At 65.4% G+C, this 21,267-nt stretch carries 16 protein-coding genes; 11 read left to right on the top strand and 5 right to left on the bottom strand.

Going from position 1 to position 21,267, the window contains the following annotated elements:
• Nucleotides 1-18: 18 nt before the first annotated feature.
• Nucleotides 19-795: an FKBP-type peptidyl-prolyl cis-trans isomerase gene (locus tag LJX93_RS06195; RefSeq protein ID WP_033700754.1), complete on the bottom strand. Its 777-nt coding sequence runs from the start codon at nucleotides 793-795 to the stop codon at nucleotides 19-21.
• Between the two features lie 269 nt (nucleotides 796-1,064).
• Here LJX93_RS06195 and LJX93_RS06190 point away from each other — a divergent pair, with 269 nt between their 5' ends.
• From LJX93_RS06190 to LJX93_RS06140, 11 genes are all read left to right on the top strand, one after another.
• Nucleotides 1,065-1,802, top strand: a complete 738-nt coding sequence (locus LJX93_RS06190) for an AraC family transcriptional regulator (protein ID WP_033700755.1) — start codon at nucleotides 1,065-1,067, stop codon at nucleotides 1,800-1,802.
• A 189-nt stretch (nucleotides 1,803-1,991) separates the two neighbouring features.
• The gene (locus LJX93_RS06185) at nucleotides 1,992-3,065 is read left to right on the top strand and encodes an SDR family oxidoreductase (protein ID WP_033700757.1); all 1,074 of its coding nucleotides are present in this window, start codon (nucleotides 1,992-1,994) and stop codon (nucleotides 3,063-3,065) included.
• A 3-nt stretch (nucleotides 3,066-3,068) separates the two neighbouring features.
• Entirely contained in the window at nucleotides 3,069-4,325 is a 1,257-nt protein-coding gene (locus tag LJX93_RS06180; RefSeq protein WP_033700758.1) for an aspartate aminotransferase family protein, read from the top strand.
• A 9-nt stretch (nucleotides 4,326-4,334) separates the two neighbouring features.
• Nucleotides 4,335-4,778: a type II toxin-antitoxin system RatA family toxin gene (locus tag LJX93_RS06175; protein WP_047581713.1), complete on the top strand. Its 444-nt coding sequence runs from the start codon at nucleotides 4,335-4,337 to the stop codon at nucleotides 4,776-4,778.
• Nucleotides 4,779-4,782: 4 nt separating this feature from the next.
• Nucleotides 4,783-5,928: an isobutylamine N-hydroxylase gene (locus tag LJX93_RS06170; protein WP_047581711.1), complete on the top strand. Its 1,146-nt coding sequence runs from the start codon at nucleotides 4,783-4,785 to the stop codon at nucleotides 5,926-5,928.
• Nucleotides 5,925-6,752 (top strand): SDR family NAD(P)-dependent oxidoreductase, encoded by an 828-nt coding sequence (locus tag LJX93_RS06165; protein WP_033700762.1) that lies wholly within the window; start codon nucleotides 5,925-5,927, stop codon nucleotides 6,750-6,752. The genes LJX93_RS06170 and LJX93_RS06165 overlap by 4 nt, the downstream gene beginning before the upstream one ends.
• A 10-nt stretch (nucleotides 6,753-6,762) precedes the next feature.
• The gene (locus tag LJX93_RS06160) at nucleotides 6,763-7,734 is read left to right on the top strand and encodes a fatty acid desaturase (protein ID WP_227696842.1); all 972 of its coding nucleotides are present in this window, start codon (nucleotides 6,763-6,765) and stop codon (nucleotides 7,732-7,734) included.
• A gap of 41 nt (nucleotides 7,735-7,775) precedes the next feature.
• Nucleotides 7,776-8,576, top strand: coding sequence for a DUF3050 domain-containing protein (locus tag LJX93_RS06155; RefSeq protein ID WP_227696841.1), 801 nt, complete (start codon nucleotides 7,776-7,778; stop codon nucleotides 8,574-8,576).
• 73 nt (nucleotides 8,577-8,649) lie between these two features.
• Nucleotides 8,650-9,714 (top strand): HlyD family secretion protein, encoded by a 1,065-nt coding sequence (locus LJX93_RS06150; RefSeq protein ID WP_047581707.1) that lies wholly within the window; start codon nucleotides 8,650-8,652, stop codon nucleotides 9,712-9,714.
• On the top strand, nucleotides 9,711-11,282 hold the full coding sequence (locus tag LJX93_RS06145) for a DHA2 family efflux MFS transporter permease subunit (RefSeq protein WP_033700768.1): 1,572 nt from the start codon (nucleotides 9,711-9,713) through the stop codon (nucleotides 11,280-11,282). Before LJX93_RS06150 ends, LJX93_RS06145 begins: the two co-directional genes overlap by 4 nt.
• Nucleotides 11,252-12,598, top strand: coding sequence for a TolC family outer membrane protein (locus LJX93_RS06140; RefSeq protein ID WP_033700769.1), 1,347 nt, complete (start codon nucleotides 11,252-11,254; stop codon nucleotides 12,596-12,598). Before LJX93_RS06145 ends, LJX93_RS06140 begins: the two co-directional genes overlap by 31 nt.
• Here LJX93_RS06140 and pcaQ read toward each other — a convergent pair.
• From pcaQ to LJX93_RS06120, 4 genes are all read right to left on the bottom strand, one after another.
• Nucleotides 12,589-13,521, bottom strand: coding sequence for a pca operon transcription factor PcaQ (gene pcaQ / locus LJX93_RS06135; RefSeq protein WP_033700770.1), 933 nt, complete (start codon nucleotides 13,519-13,521; stop codon nucleotides 12,589-12,591). The two genes, LJX93_RS06140 and pcaQ, sit on opposite strands and share 10 nt — an antisense overlap.
• 379 nt (nucleotides 13,522-13,900) lie before the next feature.
• Entirely contained in the window at nucleotides 13,901-14,263 is a 363-nt protein-coding gene (gene nirD / locus LJX93_RS06130; RefSeq protein ID WP_047581705.1) for a nitrite reductase small subunit NirD, read from the bottom strand.
• Nucleotides 14,263-16,815 (bottom strand): nitrite reductase large subunit NirB, encoded by a 2,553-nt coding sequence (nirB, locus tag LJX93_RS06125; RefSeq protein WP_227696840.1) that lies wholly within the window; start codon nucleotides 16,813-16,815, stop codon nucleotides 14,263-14,265. Before nirB ends, nirD begins: the two co-directional genes overlap by 1 nt.
• A 241-nt stretch (nucleotides 16,816-17,056) precedes the next feature.
• On the bottom strand, nucleotides 17,057-21,088 hold the full coding sequence (locus LJX93_RS06120) for a bifunctional nitrate reductase/sulfite reductase flavoprotein subunit alpha (RefSeq protein WP_227696839.1): 4,032 nt from the start codon (nucleotides 21,086-21,088) through the stop codon (nucleotides 17,057-17,059).
• Between the last annotated feature and the right edge of the window lie 179 nt (nucleotides 21,089-21,267).

Raw genomic sequence — 21,267 nt, 5'->3', positions numbered from 1 at the left:
CTGCAAAAGCAGCCAGTATTACTTGGCCGGTTCTTCTGCTGGTGCTTCGGCAGGCGCTTGCGCCGGTGCTTCGGCTTCCGGCTCTGCACCTTGCAGTTGTGCCGGGTCCTTGATGGCGATCAGCTCAAGGTCGAATACCAGTACCGAGTTGGCTGGGATCAGCGGGCTCGGGCTCTGGGCGCCGTAAGCCAGTTCGGCCGGGATGAACAGCTTGTACTTCTCGCCGACGTGCATCAGTTGCAGGCCTTCGACCCAACCTGGGATGACGCCGCTGACCGGCAGGTCGATCGGGCTGCCGCGTTCGACGGAGCTGTCGAACACCTTGCCATCGGTCAACTTGCCTTCGTAATGAACGGTGACCACGTCAGTCGGCTTGGGCTGCGGGCCGTCGGCCTTCTTGATCACTTCATACTGCAGGCCCGAAGTGGTGGTGACCACGCCTGGCTTCTTGGCGTTGTCTTCGAGGAACTTCTTGCCAGCGGAAGCGGCTTCTTCGCTGGCCTTGGCCAGACGCTCTTCGGCGCGCTTCTGCAGCGAGGTGAAGGCCTCTACCAGCTCTTCGTCCTTGATGCGCTGCTCTTTCTTGCTGACCGCGTCTTCGATGCCCAGCGCGACCGCTTTGGAGTCAAGGTCTTCCATGCCTTCCTGAGCCAGGCTTTTGCCCATGTTCAGGCCGATACCGTAGGAGGCTTTCTGTGCCGGAGTCTTCAGCTCGGGGCTGCTGGCCTGTTGGTCGCAGCCAGCCAATACGAGGCCTACCAGGGCAACCGCAGCCGCCAAACGATGCTGTTTCATGCTATTTCCTTGTTCATGCGCCATAAGGGCAATCAGGGTAAAGCCGCGAGCTTAGCAGGCGGCCGTGACCAATGGCTACCGGCATAGGAGCGGGTAAACACTGATTAGTTCAACAGCCTTGCATGCATCAGAAAAGCCTTAATTAGTGCAAAAGATCATTCGTTACGCTTTGTATCGACCAAGATATACCATAACGCTATCATCTGCCGCTTTCAGGATGCTGGCCCGGGCGCGGCCAGGCTGTCTAGAACGGGCTTCAGGGATGCACAATGAGATGGGACGGAGCAGTAACTTTCGGTGATTACTGGCTGGGCTACACCGGCAAGACCGACCAAACCGCAGCCCACGCCCACGTCGCCATCCAGCTGTGCATCGGCCTGCGCTACGACATCACCGTGGAGTTCGGTAACCATACCCTCAGTGCACCGGGGGTACTGATCGGGCCCTCCGTCGACCATCGCTCGTTGCCCAACGCCGACCGCGTTGCCTTCCTTTACTTCTACCCGGACGCGCCGCTTGGCCGCGCATTGAAAGCCCTGCTCGACGAGAGCGGCAAGGCAGCGGTCAGCCCTGACATCGTCGATTGCGTGCGCCAGGCGGCCAACTTCGATGAGGTAGTCGCAGCCCTGGAACTCAAGCTGGTGCCCCCCGACAGCTTCGACCCACGCCTGTCCAATGCCCTGCACCTGCTGCGCCAGGACTGGGCGGGCATCGGCGCGGTGTCGCGCGCGGCCAGCGCGGTAGGCCTGTCCAGCCCACGCCTGCGCTTTTTCGCCACGCACCAGATGGGCGTGCCACTGTCGCAATGGATCATCTGGCGCAAGCTCGAACGTGCCTGCCATGCCCTCGCCCACGACGCCAGCCTCAGCGATGCCGCCATCGCCGGCGGCTTCGCCGACCAAGCCCACCTCACCCGCATGATGCGGCGCATGGTCGGCATGTCGCCCAGCCGCGTCGCCGTGGTACTGCGCAATACAAGCGATTCGTTCAAGAATCAGCAGTTCTAAATCGCCATCATCCCCTCCAGCCCGCGCCGATCGGGGTCTCCACCCAGGCGCAGGGCCGCTTGCCGGCCGTTGCCACTGAAACACAGGCACACAGGTCGGCTTTTTTAATCGCTCCGGTTCCTTGGCCCCCTTGCGGCTGCCAGGCAGACGGGCCACTTCATCAACCTAGCGAGCAAGGAGTGCTAGTCCATGTCTGGACAAACGCGGCTGACCGTTTTCCTTACCGGCGGAGCCGGTGTACTGGGCGATACCCTGATCGACCAACTGGCCGAGCGCTATCACCTGGTCTGCCTGACCCGGCGCAGCAGCATTCGCCACCCTGGGGTCGAAACCCTGCGCGGTGACATCTGCCAACCGCACATGGGCCTGTCCCACGCGGACTACCTGGCGCTGACCAAACGGGTCGACTGGGTCATCCACTGCGCGGCTATTACCCGCCTGGATGGCCATGCCGAAGCAGTGTTCTCGGTCAATTACCAAGGCACCGAGCAGGTGCTGCAGTTTGTCCGCGATGCCGACGTACCGCTGTACCACATCAGCACTGCCTTCACCCACCCCTGTGACTACCACCCAGGGGTGATGCCCTCGACCCCGTACGAAGTGGTCAAGCGCCAAGCCGAGACCCTGGTGCGTGAGGCCGGCGTACCGGTTTCGATCTTTCGCCCGTCGATCATCATCGGCGACAGCCACAGCGGCCACATGCCCATGCTGCAGGGCTTTCACCTGACCATGGGGCTGATGATGTCGGGCTACCTGCCGATCATCCCCTGCCCTGAGGGCGGCCGTGTCGATGTCATCGCCCGCGACGTGGCAGCTGCCGGCATCGCCAGTGCGCTGGATCAGCGCCTGATCGGTGACGACTACTTCCTCACCAACGGCCCACAGGCGCTGGATATCCGCACCCTGCTCGACCTCATGTGCGAACAAATGCAAGACCAGAGCACACCCTTCCAGCGCCCGCGCTGCATGAACCCGGACATCTACGAACGCCTGGTACGCCCGGTGTTCCTGCCGGCCCTCGAAGAGAACATCCGCGCAGCCCTCGGCCGGGCGACCCAACTGTGCCGCTACGCCAGCCTGCTGCAGCCGCTGCCCAGCTCCCTGGAGCAACTGTTGCCGGCCCAGCGCCTGGCCCAGCGCTCACCGCGCCAGGAGTTGGCGCTTACCTTGGCATGCCTGGCGCCCAAGCTTTCGGCCATGCAACGCATGCTGAAGATTCCGGCAGCGGGCGAGCGCCGTGGCGAACTGGCCATGGAGGCCTGAACGATGAACAGCTTCACCCCCCTGCCCGAAGGGCTTGATGCCGAGCGCGTGCGCGCGCAGTACCGTGACCATGTCAATGCGGGTTATGCCCGCCTGGCCTCGATGATGAACCTGCCCATCGAGGTGGGTGCCGAAGGCGTCTATCTGTACGACATGGACGGCAATCGCTACCTGGATGCCGGTGGCTATGGCGTGTTCCTGCTCGGGCATTCGCACCCGCAGGTCGTCGAGCAGGTCAGCCGCCAGCTGCACAGCCACCCGATGGCCAGCAAGCTGATGCTCAACCCGTTCCAGGCCCAGGCCGCTGCGGCCCTGGCTGCGGTATGCCCAGACCCGCTGCAGTATGTGTACTTCTGCAACTCCGGCACCGAAGCCACCGAGGCGGCGCTCAAGCTGGCCTGGCTCAATGGCTGCCAGCACGTGATCTCTACCCAGGGTGGTTACCACGGCAAGACCCTTGGCGCACTGGCGGTCACCGGCAGGGCTCTGTATCGCACACCGTTCGCCGACCGCCTGGGCGACAGCCATTTCGTGCCCTTTGGCGATGCCGAGGCGCTACGCCTGCAATTGCAGGCACAACCCGAACGCACCTGCGTGATCCTTGAGCCGGTACAGGCCGAAGCCGGGGTGATCGTGCCTGCGGCCGGCTACCTGCAGCAGGTGCGCAAACTGTGCGACCAGTACGGCGCAATCCTGATTGCCGATGAAATCCAGTCTGGCCTGGGCCGCACCGGTCGCTGGTGGGCCTGCGACCACGAGGCAGTGGTGCCCGACATCCTGCTGGTCGGCAAGAGCCTGTCCGGTGGCTGCGTGCCGGTCAGCGCCATGGTCTGCAACGCCGACATGCAGGCGCCGCTCAATCGCAACCCGTTGATGCACACCTCCACCTTCGGCGCCAACCCGCTGGCCATGGCCGCAGTGATGGCGACCCTCGACGTGATGCAGCGCGAACAGCTGGTGGAGCGCGCCGCAGCCCTGGGCCAACGCCTGCAGCTGGGCCTGCAGAGCGTGCTGCGGCAACACCCGCGCGGCGCACAGGTGCAGTTGCGTTGCGCCGGCCTGCTGCTCGGCCTCGAGTTCGTCGACGCCGGGCTGGCGGCAAACATGGTCATGCACCTGATCGACCAACGCATCGTGGTCAACCATTCGCTCAACGATCACCGGGTAATCCGCCTGACACCGCCAGCCCTGTACAGCGACAGCGACGTTGAATGGCTGCTTGGCGGTTTCGCCCGCGCCCTTGCCCGCACCTTCGAATAGGACACCGAAATGAAAGAAGTCAGCCTGACCGCCCATGTTCCCAGCCAGAGTGCCGAACAGGTCTACGCCGCCATCAGCAACTTCAGCCTCTACCCCCAGCTGTGCGAATCGGTGCGCAACATCGAGATCGAATCGATCCATGAGCACGAGGTGCTGAGCAACTGGGAGGTGAACTTCCACAGCGGCATTCTCAAGTGGCAGGAACGCGATGTCTTCGACCCCGACAACCTGCATATCCACTTCCGCCAGACCGCAGGCGACATCGACCACTTCTCCGGCTCCTGGCAAGTCAGCGAAACCGCCGAGGGCGCCAGCATTGCCTTCCGCTCGTGCTTCGACCTGGGCCTGCCGATGCTTGCCGACATGCTCGACCCGGTAGCGCGGCAAGCCATCCACGACAACATCAGCGCCATCATCAGTGGCCTGTTCCCGAACAGCCAGATTAAGGATTGATGCCATGCCGTTGCCACTCCTGCAAAACGCCAGGCAAACCCTGAACCGCTTTGCCCCAGGCTTCGCCGACCTGCTGACAGAACTGCCATTCGAGCAGCGCGAGGCGGCAGGCAGCCCGGTGGTGGACTGGTTCAAGCAGAACGGGCCGGTTGCCTTGCTGGTGCCCGGGGCTGGCGGTGGCCTGGGGGCCAGCGCGCGCGAAGCGCTGCATGTGCAGCTTGCCCTCGGCGCCTTGTCGCCCTCGCTGGCTGTGGCCAGCACCATGCATCAGTTTTCCGTGGCCAGCCTGGTCGCGGTTGCCGCCAAGGGCACAGGCGCCGAAGGCCTGCTGTTGTCAGCCATCGCCCGGCAGCGCCTGCTGCTGGCGTCCGGCTTCGCTGAGGGCGTGCCCGGTGGCGGCATCCTCGATGCCGGCATGGAAGCCTTGCAACTGGCCGACGGCGTACGCCTGAGCGGCAGCAAGCAACCGTGCAGCCTGACCCGCTCGATGGACCTGCTGACTGCCAGCTTCAGCCGGGCCAGCGAGCACGGCGAAGAGCTGATGATCGCCCTCATCCCCGCGTCCGCACCGGGCATCAGCCACCACCCGTTCTGGGGCAACAGCGCCCTGGCCGGTGCACAGAGCCTGGAACTGCGCCTGGAGGATGTGTACGTCAGCGAGAAGATGATCTTCTCCGCCGGGTTGAAGTCGCAGCTGGGCGATGTACAGACCATCGGTTTCATCTGGTTCGAGCTGCTGATCAGCGCCAGTTACCTGGGGGCCTGCATGGGCCTGGTGGAGCGGGCGATCGACGAGCGCCGCTGGAGCGACCAGCAACGGGTGCAACTGGCCTGCCAACTGCAATTGTGCCTGAGCGCCCTGGAGGGCTTGGCGCATGAGGTCGATCAGCTGCAAGGCGACGCCGATGACTTGCTCGCGCGCCTGCTGCTGACCCGCTACGGCATCGAGCAGCAACTGGCCAGCGCCTCCGACCTGGCCCACCAGATGCTCGGTGGCCTGGCCTTCATCCGCTCGAACCTGAGTTGCGACTGGCTGGCCAGCACCCGTGGCCTGCAGTTCCACCCTCCCGGGCGTTTCAGCATGACGGCCAACCTCGACCGCTACCTGCATGGCGCCACCTTCAGCATTGCCAATGGAGTCACCCTGTGAAACTGCTCAACAAGATCGTCGTCATCACCGGCGCGGCACGCGGCCTAGGCCTGGAAACCGCGCGCAAGCTCAAGCAGCAAGGTGCAACCGTGATCGGCATCGACCGGCTCGAACCGCACACGGCCCTCAACTTCGATGCCTACTACCTGCTCGACCTGTGCGACCGCGAGCGCCTGGACGAAGCCGCCGCCTCGATCCTGGAGCGCTTCGGCGACATCGACATCCTGGTCAACAATGCCGGGGTGCTGACCTTGGAGCGCGGCGAGACGGGGGTTAACGACGACGTGCGCCGCGCCCTGGAAATCAACCTGCTGGCCCCCTGGCAGTTGACCTCGCGGTTCTTGCCGGCGCTGCTGCGCACGCAGGGCAAGGTGGTCAACGTGTCTTCGCTGTTTGCCCTGGTGAACGCGCCCTACGTCGCCGCCTATGCCACCAGCAAACGGGCCATGAGTGCCTATTCGGATGTACTGCGTATGCAGTACCCCGGGCAACTGGACGTGGTAACGGTGTTCCCTGGGTTCATCGACACGGCCATTCACGACCCGGCCGAACGGGTCGGCCTGTCGGTCAAGCGCCTGGTCAGCTTCAAGCGCGGCGAGCGCGTGCTGCTGTCGCTGGAAGAAAAACTCGATGACGCCAGCAATGGCCTGGTACGTGCCTGCACCCAGCGTGGCCTGCGCAACCGTGGCCTGACCTTCCTCGGCAGCGTGGCCATGTACACCGCCCGCTGGCTGCCGAGCGTGGTCGACGCGTTCATCAGCCTGCGCCTGCGCCGCCTGAGCAACGCCGGGCAGCTGTCGCTCAAGCCCGAACTGATCGACTGAGGGCAGGCCGATGACGCAACTGGCACTGGACAAGCCCACGCTACGCCCGGACCGCAGCCTGCTCAAGCCGTCGGCGCTGGAAACCACCTGGGTGGTCGGCTATGCGTTGCTGCTGTTCGCCGTCCCGTTGGCAGTACTGGTGGAGACCCTCAGCCAGCTGCCGCAGGCATGGCCGCTGGCCCTTCCACTGCTGCTGCCGGCGGGTTACGGCCTGTTTCTGCAGGGCATCCTGGGTCACGAGGGCTTCCACTTCAACCTTAGCGAAAACCGCCTGTACAGCTGCATGCTGGCGGTGTTGCTGAGCTCGATGCTGACCGGCTTCTGCGTCACCGGCTACTTCGTCGACCACTGGCAGCACCATCGCCATAACGGCAGCCCCAAGGACCCGGACTGGCGCCTGCTGCGGCGCTATCGCCTGGCCGTGACCCGGCTGCTGGTGTCACGCCTGCATGCCACCGCCTGGTACCTGCTGCAGACCGTGCGCCTGGCCCTGCCCGGCGCCAAGGTCGAAGGCACGCTGCCGCTTCCGGACAAGCAGATCCGCTTGCTGGCCAGGGTCAATCTGGCCTGCCAACTGCTGTGGCCGGCGCTGTGGCTGGCGCTGGCGACGCAGTGGCCGGTGCTACTGCCGGCGATGGCTGGGTGCCTGTTGCTGGCCTTGTTGATTTCCGCGCTCAACGCCTATCAGGAGCATGCCTTCGAGGCCTGCGTCGACCGGCCGGTGGCACGCTCGCGCACCGCCTGGCTGAGCACCCTGCTGCACCTGGGTTCCAACTATCACCTGGAGCACCACCTGTACCCGCGGGTGCCGTGCTGGCGCCTGCCACGGCTGCACCGCCAACTGCTCGCCAGCGGTTGGTACGAAGGCCGCCAGGCGCTGCTCGAACCGCGTTTCTTCGGCGCCTTGCGCTACTGCAAGGCACGTTTCCCCTATGCCGGCGCCTGGCAAGCAATGCCACCGCCAGGCCGCCCCGGGCAGTAATTTGCGCCCGGTACACCGCCCCCACACTCAAGGAGCCGAGTATGTCTTTTGATGTAGATGCAATGATCGAGAATGAACGCCGCACCCTGCTGGCACACCCCCTGTTCGCCAGGATCAGCTCGCTGGATGACGTGCGCCTGCTGATGGAGAACCACGTGTTCGCCGTGTGGGATTTCATGACGCTGCTCAAGCGTATCCAGCGCGACCTGACCTGCGTCAGCCTGCCCTGGCTGCCGCCGCGGCACATCATTGCCGCGCGGCTGATCAACGAGATCGTCACCGGCGAAGAAACCGACGAGCACCCTGGCGGCGGCTTCATCAGCCACCTGGACCTGTACCTCAGCGCCATGGACGAGATTGGCGCCGACACTGGCCCGTTCCGTCAATTCCAGGCCCTGCTGCAAGCAGGCGTGCCACTGGCCCAGGCGTTGACCAACGTCGACATCCCGCTGCCGGCCAAGGTGTTCGTCAGCAAGACCCTCGACGTTGCCCTGCACGGCTCGACCGAGCAGGTACTGGCGTACTTCTTCTTCGGCCGCGAGGACATCATCCCCGACATGTTCGGCGGCCTGCTGCAGCGCTGGGCGATCGAGGAAGCCAGCGTGCCGATGCTGACCTACTACCTCAAGCGCCACATCGAGATGGACGGTGACGATCACGGCCCGGCGGCCAAACGCATCATCGCCGAGATCGTCAGCGAACCCGCACAGCAACAGGCGCTGGCCAAGAGTGCAGCCGATGCGCTGGTGGCCCGTACCGTGCTGTGGGACGGCGTGTTCGAACTGCTCGACCAGCGCGCCACCGCGACTGCGCAAGCCACTTGCGTGGCGGCAGCCAGCTGAGCATTGCCCCTTGCCTGCGCGCACCGCAGGCAAGGGGCAATGGCCTTAAACGACAAGGACGAGAGCGTGTGACATGGTGAAAGGCAAGTACACCAAGTTGGCAGTATCGGTGCTGGTCATCGCAGGCCTGGCCGTACTGGGGCTGCAACGCTGGCAATACGCAAAGCAGTACGTCAGCACCGACAACGCCGAAGTGGAAGGCGTGATCATCCCTATTCGGGCCAGGCTGAGCGGCGTGGTGGTACAAGTGCCAGTGCACGAGAACACCCGGGTGAACCAGGGAGACCTGCTGTTCCAGGTGCGTGAGGACGAATACCAGCAGCGGCTCGAACAGGCCCGAGCCAATTATCTGGGCGCGCTGGTCGCCACAGGCCAGGGCGGCATGCCTGGCCTGATGGACAGCCAGGTGCGCAGTGCCGCCGCACGCAGCCAGGCAGCACAGGCCACCATCGGACAACTGGTGGCCAACGCCGAGCAGGCCCGCAGCGACTATCGGCGCACGCAACGGCTGGCCGAGCAGGGTGTGGTCAGCACCCAGGACCTGGAAGCCGCGCGCGCGCGCTTCGATGCCCTGAACCATCAATTGCAGGCTGCTCGGGACAACTCCACTGCCGCCCGTGAAGGCACCTTGGCCAACCAGGCGGCACTGAAGGTGGAAGAGTACCGGATCAAGGCAGCCGAATCGGCCTTGGCCCTGGCCCGTATCGAGCTGCAGGATACCCGGCAGGCCTCGCCACGGGCCGGGGTCATCGTGCACAAGGATGTGCAGCCTGGGCAATTCGTAGTGGCCGGGCAAAAGCTGCTGAGCCTGGTCAGCACCGAGCGCATGTGGGTGGTGGCCAACTTCAAGGAAACCCAGATCGGCCGAGTACGGGTCGGCCAACCGGCACGCATCAGCGTCGACGCCTTTCCCGGGCAGCAGTTCGAGGGTGTGGTGCACAGCCTGGTACCGGCCACCGGTGCGCGGTTCTCGCTGCTGCCGCAGGAGAACGCCACCGGCAACTTCACCAAGGTGGTGCAGCGCATCCAGGCACGGATCGAGTTCCGGCAACTGCCCACGGCCATGCAACAGGCACTTAGCCAAGGCATGAGCGTGTTCGTCGAGGTCGATACCCGCGACAGCGGGCAGGCACTATGAAGTCGCCCTGGCTGGTGGCCGTGACGGTTACCTTGATCTCGATGATGGAGCTGCTCGACGTGACCATCGTCAACGTCGCCATTCCAAGCCTGATGGGCAGCTTTGGCGCGTCGGTGGACGAAATCTCCTGGATCTCTACCGGTTACATCGTGGCCAATGTGGTGATCCTGCCAGCCAGCGGCTGGCTGTCTGCCTGGTTTGGCCGGCGCCGCTACTACCTGGTGTCATCGGCGCTGTTCGTGCTGGCGTCACTCGGTTGCGCCGTGTCCCAGGAGCTCTGGCAGCTGGTGCTGTGGCGCGTGATACAAGGCCTGGCCGGGGGCGGCCTGCTAGGCATCTCGCAGGCGATCATCTATGACGTGTTCCCCAAGGAGAAGGTCAGCTCAGGCATGGCCTTGTATGGCGTCGGGGTGATGATGGGGCCGACCCTCGGCCCGTCGGTGGGGGGCTACCTGATCGATGAGTTCTCCTGGCACTGGATCTTCCTGATCAACCTGCCCATTGGTGCGCTGGCCCTGCTGCTGGCCTGGCTGTGCGTGGGCGACTCGCCCAACGAGCGGCGCCCGCAGAGCATCGACTACCTGGGCTTCCTGTTGCTTGCCGTCGGTGTCGGCAGCTTGCAGATCCTGCTGGAGCGCGGCGAGCACTGGGACTGGCTGGAGTCGGACCTCAGCCTGCTGTGCCTGGCCCTGGCGCTGCTTGGCCTGGTGGGCTTCTGCTACTGGGAGCGGCGGGTGAGCAACCCGATCGTCAACCTGGCGCTGTTCAACAACCGCGAGTTCCTGCTGGGTTCGGTGTGCGCCTTCTGCGTCGGTTTCGGCCTGTACAGCACGCTGTTCATGGTGCCCCTGCTGCTACAGACGCTGCTCGAACAAAGTGCCTACCAGAGCGGCCTGGTGATCTTCCCTGGGGCCCTGGCCAGCGCGGTCAGCACCTTGGTGATCGGCAAGCTGTCGCAGGAAAACCGCATCGATGAGCGCTACTTCATCTGCGTGGGCATCCTGGTCTACGGCTACGCCATGTACCTGCATACCCAGTTCACCCTGCAGAGCAACCCTGACACACTGTACTGGCCGCTGATCATCCGGGGGTTCGGCCTGGGCATGATCTTCGTGCCGCTGACCAACCTGGCCATGCGCCAACTGCCGGTACAGCTGATCTCGGTAGGTTCGGGCGTGCTCAACCTGATGCGCCAGCTCGGAGGCAGCGTCGGTATCGCCATCGCCGCCACCCTGCTCACGCGTTTTTCCTGGGCGCGCTACCGGCAGCTCGCCGAGCATGTCGACGAAAACCGCCTGGTCACCAGCGGCTGGGACCTGGCCAGCCTCGACCCGCGGCGGCTCTCCACCGAGCTGCTCGGCGCTGACCAGGCCAACGCCCTGCTGGCCTTCGTCCAGGCCCGGGAGCAGGCGCAGATGCTCGGTTTCAGCATGCTCTTCGGCCTGCTCGGTGCGGTGATGCTGATCGGCGTCCCGATGGTGCTACTGATGCGCAACCCCCGCCAACACAAGCCCTCACTTGCAAAGGAGTCCGCGACGTGCTCGGACAATGCACACGAATCCGCCTAGCGGTGCTGATACTGGCGCTGGTCTGCGCCAGCCCCGTACAGGCCCGCGACCTGTACCAGACCTACCAGCAGGCCCTGGGGCATGACATGGCCTATGCCGCCGCCCAGCAACGCCAGCTGGCGGCCGCGCAAAAGGCCCCGCAGGGGCTCGCCACGTTGCTGCCGCACCTGTCCCTGGAAAGCGGCGCAGCCTGGGTCGACCGCGAGCACAGCGGGGCGGCCAGCCGCAACCGCGACAACTCCAATGCCTACGCGCTGGTATTGATCCAGCCCCTGCTGCGCTGGCAGAACGTCATCGGCCATGAACAGGGCAAGGCCCTGGCAACGGCGGGCGAAATCGACCTGCTGGCCGCGCGCCAGGACCTGATACTGCGCGTGGCCGACGCCTACTTCGAGCTGTTGCTTGCCGAAGACCAACTGGGCACCAGCCGCCAGCAAATGCAGACCCTTGGCCAGCAGCTGGACAAGGCACAGCGCTTTCGGCGCGAGGGCTCGGGGACCGAAAACGAAGTGCAGCGCATCCAGGCCCGCTACGACCTGGCGCAGGCCGAACAGATTGCCGCCGGCAATGCCTTGCGCCTCAACCAGCAGGCATTGGCGAGGCTGACCGGCAGCACGCCGGGCGAGTTGGCCAGGCTCGATGACGAGGTGGCGTTCAGTGGCCCGCAACCGGCCCGGCTGGATGCCTGGACCGACCAGGCACGCCAGCACAACCTGAAGGTGCAGGCCGCCGAGGTGCGCCAACTGATCGCCGAGCAGGAAGTGGAAAAACAACGAGCCGGCCACCTGCCAACCCTCGACCTGGTGGCCGCGCATGGCCGTTTTGCCTCGGTCGGTGGCAGCCTTTACGACGTCACCGTACCCGAGGAGAAATACACCCAGACGGTGGTTGGCGTGCAACTGAGCGTGCCGCTGTATGCCGGTGGCGGTACTCAGAGCCGTACCCGCGAGGCGCGTGCCCTGCAGGGCGCGGCCGAAGATGAGCTGGAAGATGCACGGCGCGAAGCTGATTTCATGGCGCGCCAGGCCTACCTCAACCTGACGGGCGGCATCAGTCAGTACCAGGCCCTGCAACAGGCCATGCGCTCCAGCCAGAGTGACCTGCGGATCACCACGCACGCCTTCGAGGCAGGCGCGCGCATCAGCAGCGACGTGCTGGATGCCGAGCAGCAGCTAACCCGCACCCGCCTGCAACTGGCCCGCCAGCGCTATGCCATCTTGCAGGCGCAGCTACGCCTGATGGCGGCCAGCGGCAGCCTGAGCGATGACAACCTCAAGGCGCTCAGTGCCCTGCTGACAGCACGGGTTCAGGGGTAGCTACCCTCGCGGTACTGCCCCGCCACCTCGCGCAGCACCTCGCACACCCACTGCCCCGGCAGGCTCTGCGGCAAGGCGGCATTGCGACAGATGCCGACCGAGCCGCCCGGCTCGCGCACGCCCAGGTCGAGTTCGACCAGTTCGCCACGGCCAAGGTCGATCAGCACGGCGTCGCGCGGTGCCACCCACACGGCATCACTGCCCAGCAGATAGCGGCGGCTCAAGGCCAACGACAAGGTCTCCAAGCGCTGCGCCGGCAGCTGCACACCACATTGAACGAACAGGCTGTCGGCGTGCTGGCGAATGGTGGTGCCAGGGGGTGGCAAGACCAGCGGATAGCGCCCCACCTGCGCCCGTTCCACTGGCGTGGTGGCCAGCAGCGGGTGCCCCGGCCGCACGACCAGGCTCATCGACTCGCTGTACAGGTGCTCGAACGACAGGCCTTGAATCTGCGGGCTATCGGTCATGCGCCCGACCACCAGCTCCAGCTCACCCAGGCGCAACTGCCCGAGCAACTGCGCACTGGCCCCCGTCACCACGCTGATCAGCAACGCCTCATGACGCTGATGCAGGCGGCACAGCACTTCGGGCATCAACAAGCCCTCGACGGTAGAGAGCACGCCAATGCGCACTTGCGACGGCGCCCGTGCTTCGCCGCGCAGGCTGCTCACGCCATCGCGCAGGGCCTGTACGCTGGGCCCGGCGTAGCGCATGAAGCGGGTGCCGGCCGGGGTCAGTTCGACGCCGTGCCGGCTGCGTTCGAACAGGCGTGCTTCCAGCAGCTCTTCGAGTTCCTTGAGGGTCTTGGAAATCGCTGGCTGGCTGATGGCGAGGCTATCGGCAGCCCTGGCCAGGCTGCCCTGCCGGGCGATTTCCAGGAAGCACAGCAGGTGGCGGTACTTGATGCGGGTGTCGAGGTTCATGGCCTGAAGCTTACCGCATTGGGGGGAGTGGGCAGCTTTTATAGTGCTCGCCGCAGCGTTTTTGTCGCCTGGGAGATCGAGCGCCGCCCGCGCGGCGCTTCGCGGGGCAAGTCGGATCGCCGCACCGCCGCTCCCACATCTGTTTCGGGCCAGTGAGGCCTGTGCCATTTGCGCGCGACCGCCTTGTTTGTACGACGCGATATTGTGGCGGGCACCAAAGGGCCGCGCGCCAATGCATCAGGCATAACTGGCCCGAAACAGATGTGGGAGCGGCGGTGCGGCGATCCGACTTGCCCCGCGAAGCGCCGCGCGGGCGGCGCTCGATCTCCCATACGGCGAAAATCCTACGGCGAACAGCGTCCGGGGGTTCAACAATTCATCAGCCCCCCGCCAACTCGACCGCCTCACCATTCAAGCGCACCGGCCACACCCGCAGCCGCTGCGCGGCATCCTCCAGGCAATGCCCGCTGTGCAGGCTGAAATGCTGCTTGTAGAGCGGCGCCGCCACCACCAGCTGGCCCTGCACACTCCCCACCAGCCCACGGCCGATGATGTTGGCCCCCGAGCGCGGGTCACGGTTGTCCAACGCATACAACGCCTGCTCCTGCCCTGGCAGATAGAACAGCGCCACCTGGGCCCCCTCGTGCCACACCACCACGCCGGAATCGGCAACCAGGTCGCGGGCCTGGCAGACCGTTTGCCAGTTGGGTTGGTGCGCTACAGCAGTATTTGACAGGTTCATCAGACAGCCTCCTCGACAGTGGGAATCAGGTGCAACGCTGCAGCAGGGCGGCGTTGTTCGCGCTCGCGGACGAAGTGCACGTCCGGGTCGGCGCGGTGGTCGTTGACGAAGGTGCGGAAGCGCTTGAGCTTTTCCGGGTCGTTGAGGGCGTTGGCCCATTCGCATTCATAGTGATCGACCACATGCTGCATCTGTGCTTCCAGCTCGGTTGCCAGGCCCAGGCTGTCGTTGAGGATCACCTGCTTGAGGTAGGCCAACCCCCCCTCCAGGTTTTCACGCCATACCGAGGTGCGTTGCAGCTTGTCGGCGGTGCGGATGTAGAACATCAGCACGCGGTCGATCAGGCGTACCAAGGTGTCGTCGTCCAGGTCGGTGGCGAACAGCTCGGCGTGGCGCGGGCGCATGCCGCCGTTGCCGCAGACGTAGAGATTCCAGCCCTTGTCGGTGGCGATCACGCCGATGTCCTTGCTCTGCGCTTCGGCGCATTCGCGGGTGCAGCCGGATACCGCGAACTTGAGCTTGTGCGGGCTGCGCAGGCCCTTGTAGCGGTCCTCCAGGCGCAGGGCCATGGCCACGCTGTCCTGCACGCCATAACGGCACCAGGTGCTGCCCACGCATGACTTCACCGTGCGGGTCGACTTGCCGTAGGCATGGCCCGTCTCGAAGCCGGCCTCGATCAACTCGCCCCAGATCAGCGGCAGTTCGTGCAACTGGGCCCCAAACAGGTCGATGCGCTGGCCGCCGGTGATCTTGGTGTACAAGTCGTACTTCTTGGCCACCTGGCCAATGACGATGAGCTTGTCGGGGGTAATTTCACCGCCCGGTATGCGCGGCACCACCGAGTAAGTGCCGTTTTTCTGCATGTTGGCCATGAACGTGTCGTTGGTGTCCTGCAGCGGTACCAGCGCCGGGTCCATGATCGGCTGGTTCCAGCACGAAGCAAGGATATTGCCCACCGCCGGCTTGCAGATAGCGCAGCCGACATGGCCTTTGCCATGGCGCACGAGCAGGTCATGGAAAGTGCGGATACCGCCAACCCGTACCAGCCCGTAAAGCTCCTGGCGGGTGTAGGCAAAGTGTTCGCACAGGCTCTTGTCGACCGTCACGCCGCGGGCCGTGAGTTCGTGCTCGAACACCTGCTTGAGCAAGGCCGCGCAGCCGCCGCAACCGCTGGCCGCCTTGGTGCAGCCCTTGACCGAGGCAAGGTCGCTGCAGCCGCTGTCGATGGCGGCGCAGACCGCGCCCTTGCTGACGTTGTGGCACGAGCAGATGGTCGCGCTGTCGGGCAGGGCATCGGCACCCAGGGCCGGCGCGCCGCCCGTTTGTGGCAGGATCAACGCGGCCGGGTCGGCAGGCAGGGCTATACCGTTCTGCGCGTACTGCAACAGGGTGTCGTAGTAGCTGTTGTCACCCACCAGCACCGCGCCCAGCACATGCTTGCCGCTGGCATCCACCACCAGCCGGCGGTAGGCGGCGTTGGCTTCGTCGATGAAGCGGTAGCTGCGCGAGCCCGGCGTGGCGCCATGGGCATCGCCGATCGAGCCGACATCCACGCCCAGCAGCTTGAGCTTGGTCGACATGTCGGCACCGGTGAAGGCGACCGCAGCATCCCCCACCAGCAGCGCCGCCAGGTTACGGGCCATGCTGTAGCCCGGCGCAACCAGGCCGAACACGCTGCCGTTCCACGACGCGCACTCGCCGATGGCGAAGATGCGCGCATCGCAGGTGCGACAGTGGTTGTCGACCACCACCCCGCCTCGCGCGGCTATGTCCAACCCGCATGCGCGGGCCAAGGCGTCCTGCGGGCGGATACCGGCGGAGAACACGATCAGGTCGGTTTCCAGGTGTTCGCCGCCGTCGAAGTTCATGCGGTAGCGATAGCCCTCACCGGCACTGATCGACTGGGTGGCGCGGGACAGGTGCACGCCCACGCCCAGGGCCTCGATCTGTGCCTTGAGCGCCGCACCGCCCTCGCTGTCCAGCTGCACGGGCATCAAGCGTGGGGCGAACTCCACCACATGCGCTTCCAGGCCCAGGGACTTGAGTGCATTGGCCGCCTCCAGGCCCAGCAGGCCGCCACCCACCACCACACCACGCTGGGCATTGCTGGCGGCGGCGCGGATTGCATCGAGGTCGTCGAGGGTGCGGTAGACCAGGCGGGCGTTGCCGCTGGACCCTTCGATCGGCGGGACGAACGGGTAGGAGCCGGTGGCCAGTATCAACTGGTCGTACGCGTAGCGGCCTTGGGTGGTAACCACCTCGCGGCGCGTGCGGTCGATCTCCACCACCGCTTCGCCCAGGTGCAGGTGCACGCCTTGGCTGGGGTAGAAACCCTGCTCGCACATCGCCAGGGTCTCGGCGCAGCTGCCGCCGAAGTATTCGGAGAGGTGCACACGGTCGTAGGCACGCTGGCGCTCTTCACCGAACACCCGCACCTCGAAATGCTGCAAGGCGCCACGCTCGATCAATTGCTCGACGCAGTGGTGGCCGACCATGCCGTTGCCGACAATCACCAGTTGCTCTCGTTGCCTGCCGTTCGCTGTTGCCGTCATAGCCGATCCTCGATCAAAAAAAAACGCCTGGAGCGGAAGCTCCAGGCGCCTTTGCCTGTACTCATCAGGGTGTGCCCCTGGTTGATCGCCGTTGATCAGTGGGGCGTGTTGTGAACGTGATAAAGCAGGGAATGTGCCAAATGCTGTATCGCCTGTTCAAACGCGACAGGGCCAGAAAAGTCATCGGACATTCCAGAAAAAACCGCACAGCCAAGGTGCACCCATCCCCATCCCGGTGCACTCAATACACATCGCGCCGATAACGCTTGGCCTTGCTTAACCCTTCAACATACGCATCCGCCGCGGCCTCGCTCATGCCACCGTGCTCGGCGACGACCCTGCGCAGCGCGCTGTCCACATCCTTGGCCATGCGCTGGGCATCACCGCACACATAAAAGTAGGCACCCGCCTCCAGCCAGCGCCAAAGGTCGGCGCCTTGCTCGTGCAGGCGCTGCTGCACATAGATTTTCTCGACCTGGTCGCGGGAGAACGCGGTATCCAGACGCAAGTGGCCTGTCGCTTGCCATGCCTGCAACTGTGCCTGGTAATAGAAGTCGCTGGCCGCATACTGCTCGCCGAAAAACAGCCAATTGCCCCCGCGTGCCCCACGCGCTTCTCGTTCTTCGAGAAACGCCCGAAACGGCGCGATGCCGGTGCCCGGCCCAACCATGATCACCGGCACGTTATCGTCCTCGGGCAGGCGAAAATGCTTCGAGGCCTGCGGGAAGATCGCCACCTTGATGCCGTGCGCGCGGTCGGCGAGGAAGGTCGAGCAAGCGCCCTTGCGCTGCCCGTAACGCACGGTCGAGACGGTCAGGTGAACTTGGCCAGGGTGCGCCAACGGGCTGGAGCTGATCGAGTACAGGCGTGGCTGCAAGGGTTTTAACAGGTCGAGCCAGGTGGCCAAGGGCAGGTCCTGGGGGAACTCGCGCAGCACATCCGCCAACTGCCGCCCCCACAACCAGTTTTGCAGCTCGGCCTTGTGCTCGGGCTGGAGCAACCGGCGCAGGGCCTCGGCGCTCTGGCTGAACACCTGCAACTGCGCCGGGGTGACCTTGGCGATTTCCAGGTGCGCCTCCATGGCATCGGCCAGCGGCAGTGAGGCCTGGCCTTTGACCTCGACCAGGGTCTGGCCATCGAGCCGCATCAGCGCCAGCAGCTCTTCGACCAGCGCCGGGCAGTTGCGCGGCCATACGCCCAGGGCGTCGCCCGCCTGGTAGCTGAAGGTGCTGCCAGCCAGGTCGAACACCAACTGGCGCGTCTCCTTGCTGGCACCCGGGGCATTGAGCACGCGGTTCTCCAGCAAGGTGGCCGACCATGGCTGCTGCTTGCTGCAGGCCTGCGCAGGCGAAGGCGCGTCACTGGCGTGGGGCGCGGCGGCGTCAGCCAACCGCGCCAACAAGGCGTCGAGCCAGGTGGCGAATGCCTCATCGTAATCCGGCTCGCAATCCACCCGTTGCAGCAGTCGCCGCCCACCCAGCTCGGCCAGGCGCTGATCGAGCTTGCGGCCAAACCCGCAGAACTGGCCGTAACTGGAATCGCCCAGGGCCAATACGGCATAGGGCACATCGGCGCAGTGGCCGCCCTCCTCGCCTTGCAGTGCCTGCCAGAACAGCGCCGCACTGTCGGGCGCGTCGCCATCGCCGAAGGTACTGGCGATCAGCACCACACTGGCAGCACCGCGCAACTGCTGCGGGCTGAGTGTATCCATGCAATTCAGGCGCACCGCCAAGCCGGCGTCACGCAGGCGCTCGGCACAGCGCTCGGCCAGCGCCTCGCCGTTACCGGTCTGCGAGGCCCACAGCACCTGGTGCTGCGGCGCCTCCAGCACCCGGCTGGGCAGCGCCGAAGGCTGCGCGAACACGCCCGCCAGCAGGCCATCAACGAACCACCGTCGGTTAGCGGCCAGTGGCGCGCTAGCCGGCAGGCTTGGCACACCCTCGGCGCGGGCCTGCTCCAGGCCAAGCAAGAAGCCCTGCAGGTAATGGCGCTCTTGCTCGGCCAGCGCCGGGGCCGGCAGGTTGTCCAGGCCAAGCAGACGAAACAGGGTGGCGGTCGGCATGTGGGCAGACTCCGGGTGGGCAGTGGCGCCGCTCAGGTCGAGGGCGTCGATACGTTCGCCGGCAACCCGCTCAAGGGCCACGGCGCAGTGTTTGAAGGCGGGCTGCAGCGACAGTGGGTCGACCGCATCACAGGTGACGGCATTGATGGCCAACTGCTCGCCGATCAGGTCGTTCCAGTGAAACGGCGCGAAGCAGTTACCTGGCATGACCCGGTCGCTGATGCGCGCCGGCAGCACGGCCTGACCACGGCGAGAGCGAATGGCCACCTGGTCCTTTTCGGCGATGCCAAGCCGTGCGGCGTCCTCGGGATGGATTTCGATGAAAGGGCCAGGCTCCAGCTTGTTCAGCGCCGGCACCTTGCCGGTCTTGGTCAGGGTGTGCCACTGGTGCTGCACGCGGCCTGTGTTGAGCACCAGGGGGTAGGCGTCATCCGGCAACTCCGCTGCCGGCAACCAGGGCCGAGCGAAAAAGCGGGCCTTGCCGCTGGCGGTGGGGAACGCCAGCGCCGGGCGCTGGCCCTGGGCGTCGTGCAGCAGCGTCTGGCTGCTGCCATCGTTCAGGTAGCGCAATGGGCTGCGGTCGCTGTCACGCCCTGGTGCGCATGGCCACTGGCGCGGCTGCGCACGCAGGTCGGTGTAGCCGATGCCGCGCAGGTCGTAGCCGGTAGCGGGGTTATGGAAGCGGCGAATCTCGTCGTACACCGCTTCGGCATCAGCGTAATCGAACGCATCGGCATAGCCCATCGCGCAGGCCACCCGGGCGATGATCTGCCAGTCCGGCAGGCTCTGGCCAGGAGGCGCCACGGCGCGTGGCATCAAGGTGAGGTTGCGCTCGCTGTTGATCATCACGCCCTCACCTTCGGCCCACAGTGCCGCAGGCAGGAGGATATCGCCATAGCGGTTGGTCTCGGTGTCGAGAAACGCATCCTGGGAGATCACCAGCTCGGCCCGGCGCAGGCCGTCGATCACCTGCTGGCGGTTGGCGACGCTGGCCACCGGGTTGCTGCAGATGATCCAGCAGGCTTTCACGTCCCCTGCTTTCAGCTGTTCGAACAGCGCCACCGTACCCTCGCCGCCTTCGCTGCGCAGGGTACCTGGTGGCAGTTGCCACTGCTGTTCGACGAACGCGCGGTCGCCTTCCACCAGCGCCGAGCGCTGGCCTGGCAGGCCGGGCCCCATGTAGCCCATCTCGCGGCCGCCCATGGCGTTGGGTTGGCCGGTCAGCGAGAAAGGCCCGCTACCGGGGCGGCAGATAGCGCCGGTGGCCAGGTGCAGGTTGCACAGGGCGTTACAGTGCCAAGTACCGTGGATGCTCTGGTTCAGGCCCATGGTCCAGCAGCTCATCCAGTTGTTGGCACGGCCGATCCATTCGGCGGCCTTGATGATGTCGGCCTCGGCCAGCCCGGTGATGGCGGCCACGCGCTCGGGGCTGTAGTCGTCGAGAAAGGCTGGCAGTTCGTCCCAGCCGTCGGTGTGGCGAGCGATGAAGTCGGGGTGGGTGTGGCCGTTGCGGTGCAGCAGATGCAACAGGCCGTTGAGCAAGGCCATGTCGCTGCCGGGGCGTACCTGCAGGAACAGGTCGGCCTTGTCGGCGGTGGCGCTGCGCCGCGGGTCGACGACGATCAGCTTGGCGCCGGCCTTGACCCGGTCCAGCAGACGCAGGAACAAAATCGGGTGGCAGTCGGCCATGTTGGCGCCGATTACCAGGAATACGTCGGCATGCTCGAAGTCCTGGTAACTGCCAGGTGGGCCATCGGCACCGAGCGACAGTTTGTAGCCACTGCCGGCGCTGGCCATGCACAGGCGCGAGTTGGACTCGATATGGCGGGTGCGGATAAAGCCCTTGGCCAGTTTGTTGGCCAGGTACTGGGCCTCCAGCGACATCTGCCCGGACACATACAGCGCCACGGCATCCGGGCCGTGCTGGTCAACGATGCCGCGCAGGCGTGCGGCGGTGGCCGCAATGGCCTGATCCATGCTGGCGCGCACCGGCGGCTGGCTGCGCTGCTGACGCAGGTAGGCATCCTCCATGCGCCCGGCGGCGGTCAGCGGCACGTGCGCGGTCAGGCCCTTGGTGCACAAGCGGCCAAAGTTGCTGGGGTGCTGCTTGTCGCCGCTGATCTTGCTGACCTTGCCATCGGCAACGCGCATGACGATGCCACAGCCGACGCCGCAATACGGGCAGACACTGCGTACTTCGCTGCTGCTCATGGGCCGGTCTCCTTGGGAAACGCAAAAGGCGCCGGCTGCCCCCGCTTGCATGGCAAGCGGGGCAACACGGCGCCTTTGTCGTGAAGAGGTGCGGGCAATCGGCATTGATTGCCCTGGGTAGGGGTCAGTCAGCAATTAGCGGGCCAGCTGTGCGGGCCTCTTCGCTGGCGGCCCGCGCG

This window comes from Pseudomonas sp. HN2-3 (genome assembly GCF_020691745.1).
GTDB lineage: Bacteria > Pseudomonadota > Gammaproteobacteria > Pseudomonadales > Pseudomonadaceae > Aquipseudomonas > Aquipseudomonas capeferrum.
Note: the sequence above shows the minus strand (reverse complement) of the source record. Positions and strands in the feature narration are given on the sequence as shown.

What these genes read in the sequence shown, in the direction of transcription:
- LJX93_RS06180 (WP_033700758.1), top strand. Translation starts at nt 3,069, where the DNA reads ATGAACAGCTTCACCCCCCTGCCCGAAGGGCTTGATGCCGAGCGCGTG.
- pcaQ (WP_033700770.1), bottom strand. Translation starts at nt 13,521, where the DNA reads ATGAACCTCGACACCCGCATCAAGTACCGCCACCTGCTGTGCTTCCTG.
- LJX93_RS06150 (WP_047581707.1), top strand. Translation starts at nt 8,650, where the DNA reads ATGGTGAAAGGCAAGTACACCAAGTTGGCAGTATCGGTGCTGGTCATC.
- nirD (WP_047581705.1), bottom strand. Translation starts at nt 14,263, where the DNA reads ATGAACCTGTCAAATACTGCTGTAGCGCACCAACCCAACTGGCAAACG.
- LJX93_RS06175 (WP_047581713.1), top strand. Translation starts at nt 4,335, where the DNA reads ATGAAAGAAGTCAGCCTGACCGCCCATGTTCCCAGCCAGAGTGCCGAA.
- LJX93_RS06170 (WP_047581711.1), top strand. Translation starts at nt 4,783, where the DNA reads ATGCCGTTGCCACTCCTGCAAAACGCCAGGCAAACCCTGAACCGCTTT.
- LJX93_RS06185 (WP_033700757.1), top strand. Translation starts at nt 1,992, where the DNA reads ATGTCTGGACAAACGCGGCTGACCGTTTTCCTTACCGGCGGAGCCGGT.
- LJX93_RS06195 (WP_033700754.1), bottom strand. Translation starts at nt 795, where the DNA reads ATGAAACAGCATCGTTTGGCGGCTGCGGTTGCCCTGGTAGGCCTCGTA.
- LJX93_RS06155 (WP_227696841.1), top strand. Translation starts at nt 7,776, where the DNA reads ATGTCTTTTGATGTAGATGCAATGATCGAGAATGAACGCCGCACCCTG.
- LJX93_RS06190 (WP_033700755.1), top strand. Translation starts at nt 1,065, where the DNA reads ATGAGATGGGACGGAGCAGTAACTTTCGGTGATTACTGGCTGGGCTAC.
- LJX93_RS06145 (WP_033700768.1), top strand. Translation starts at nt 9,711, where the DNA reads ATGAAGTCGCCCTGGCTGGTGGCCGTGACGGTTACCTTGATCTCGATG.
- LJX93_RS06120 (WP_227696839.1), bottom strand. Translation starts at nt 21,088, where the DNA reads ATGAGCAGCAGCGAAGTACGCAGTGTCTGCCCGTATTGCGGCGTCGGC.
- nirB (WP_227696840.1), bottom strand. Translation starts at nt 16,815, where the DNA reads ATGACGGCAACAGCGAACGGCAGGCAACGAGAGCAACTGGTGATTGTC.
- LJX93_RS06160 (WP_227696842.1), top strand. Translation starts at nt 6,763, where the DNA reads ATGACGCAACTGGCACTGGACAAGCCCACGCTACGCCCGGACCGCAGC.